This is a genomic window from Gelidibacter pelagius (assembly GCF_017581925.1).
In the GTDB taxonomy this organism is placed as follows: Bacteria; Bacteroidota; Bacteroidia; order Flavobacteriales; family Flavobacteriaceae; genus Gelidibacter; species Gelidibacter pelagius.
Window position 1 is genome coordinate 1 of record NZ_JAGEVG010000050.1, and the last position, 2,277, is coordinate 2,277.

1 protein-coding gene is annotated in these 2,277 nt (G+C 36.6%); it reads left to right on the forward strand.

Annotation, left to right across the window (positions count from 1 at the left end; translation table 11 throughout):
- The first annotated feature begins 283 nt into the window (after nt 1-283).
- Nucleotides 284-2,188, forward strand: coding sequence for a SusC/RagA family TonB-linked outer membrane protein (locus tag J4051_RS18740; RefSeq protein WP_208235419.1), 1,905 nt, complete (start codon nt 284-286; stop codon nt 2,186-2,188).
- Nucleotides 2,189-2,277: the final 89 nt, after the last annotated feature.

Consider the following 2,277-nt stretch of genomic DNA (forward strand, 5'->3'; position numbering starts at 1 on the left):
ATACCTTCAACCAAAGGATTAATAGCAGATTTACACATTAAGAAACAGTTAGAATTAGTCTTGGGAACGGGCCGTTGTTGGTTGGAGATAGCTAGTAAAAAAAGGCAGCGGCCTAATTCCCTAAAAATTAAAACACAGATATAGCCTATGATATAAAACCAAACTCATAAATGGATTTCACTAAGCCTTCAGCTTACGAAAAAAAAAGCCCGCTCTTCGTTTTCAAGGACATCAGAGCAGGCCTAAGTTAAAATAAATGTATCCCTTTAACCATTACAAAACTATGATAAATAATCATAATTCAGTCAGGTGGCGGCGTATTTTTAGCTGTAATCTTCTTTTCATAATGTTCACCCTGCCACTCACGGCCCAAGACCTCTTGGTCACTGGTAAGGTTACCGATGGCAAACTAACCATCTCCGGCGCAAATGTTATTATTAAAAACACTACAAATGGTGTGGTCACTGACTTTGATGGGCGTTATCGTATCGATGCCCGAGCTACTGACACACTACTAATTTCCTATTTAGGTTACACTACGCTTACCATTCCCATCCAAAACCGTACTACCATAAATGTCTCACTGCAAGAGGATGTAACCGCTTTAGGAGAGGTCCAAATTAATGCGGGCTACTATATTACTACAGATAGGGAGAAAACGGGAAGTATTTCCAGGATTACGGCTAAAGAAATTGAGAAGCAGCCGGTGAGCAATCCACTGGCAGCCATGCAGGGAAGAATGGCAGGGGTGCATATTACGCAAACAACGGGAGTTCCAGGAGGTGGTTTTGATATTCAGATTCGTGGCAAAAACAGCCTTAGAGCAGATGGAAATAGACCCTTATACATTGTGAACGGAATTCCTTTTGGAACTGAAAAGCTCGGAAGTACATCAACATCTGCTACAATACTTCCTTTGAATGGAATAAGTCTTTTAAACAGCCTTAACCCTGCTGACATAGAAAGTATTGAGGTTTTAAAAGATGCAGATGCTACAGCTATTTACGGATCTAGAGGAGCTAATGGAGTAGTGCTCATTACTACTAAAAAAGGAAAAGAGAGCACTACAAACTATAGTATAAATACTTACTCAGGGGTCGGAAGTATTGCAAGAAAACTCAAGTTAATGAACACTGAACAGTACTTAACTATGCGCGAACAAGCACACATAAATGATGGTTTAACAACTTATCCTACTAATGCTTATGATATAAATGGAACTTGGGATAAAAATCGTTATACCGATTGGCAAAAAAAACTAATTGGAGGCACAGCCTATACAAATAATGTCCAAATGTCAGTCTCTGGAGGGTCTGAAAGTACTAGCTTTTTAATTAGTGGTACTCATTATAAAGAAACCACAGTATTTCCTGGGAATTTCGCCTTTAAGAAATCCTCAGCGAACTTCAACATTAATCACATTTCAGAAGATAATAAGTTTGAAGTAGATCTATCAGGAAATTATTCAACAGACATAAATAATTTATTGGCAACAGATCTTACGAGCCAAGCAATACAATTGGCACCAAATGCTCCAGCACTTTACAATTCTGAAGGAAGTCTTAACTGGGAAAGTTCTACTTGGCAAAATCCATTACGACATTTAGAAGAAAAATATTTGGCAAAGAATAATAACTTAATTGCTAACAGCATGCTCATATACCGTCCATTTGAAAGTTGGGAGCTAAAAGCAGGGATAGGTTATGTTGATTCAAATTTAAAGGAATCGAAAACTTCTCCAAATACTATTTATGATCCTTCCTATGGATTTGGTACAGAAATGTCTTCGTTATTTCTTAACGATGCTAAATTACAATCTTGGAATTTTGAACCTCAATTATCCTTTCATCAAAATATATTAGGGGGTAAAATAAATTCTCTGATTGGGGTTACTTTTCAAAGTAGACAAATATCACAATCAGGATTTTATGCCTGGGGATTCTCAAATAACAACTTAATTAACAGCATTGCTGCCGCCTCAAATATTATAGCAATAGGTAATGGGAATTCAGAATATAAGTATAATGCTGTATTTGGGAGAATAAATTATTCATACAATGACAGATATTTTTTAAATCTTACAGGACGAAGAGATGGTTCAAGCCGTTTCGGTCATGGAAAAAGATTTGCGAATTTTGGTGCTGTTGGTTTTGCTTGGCTATTCTCAAAAGAAAATTTTATTCATTAGTGTCCGATAAACATTTTTAAAAGCGGGATTTCCAAGAAGGATTTCCCGCTTTATTTATATCTTGGTTTTTACCACAAAACTATAGATAT

Coding starts and splice junctions, on each gene's coding strand:
- J4051_RS18740 (WP_208235419.1), top strand. CDS start 284: ATGATAAATAATCATAATTCAGTCAGGTGGCGGCGTATTTTTAGCTGT.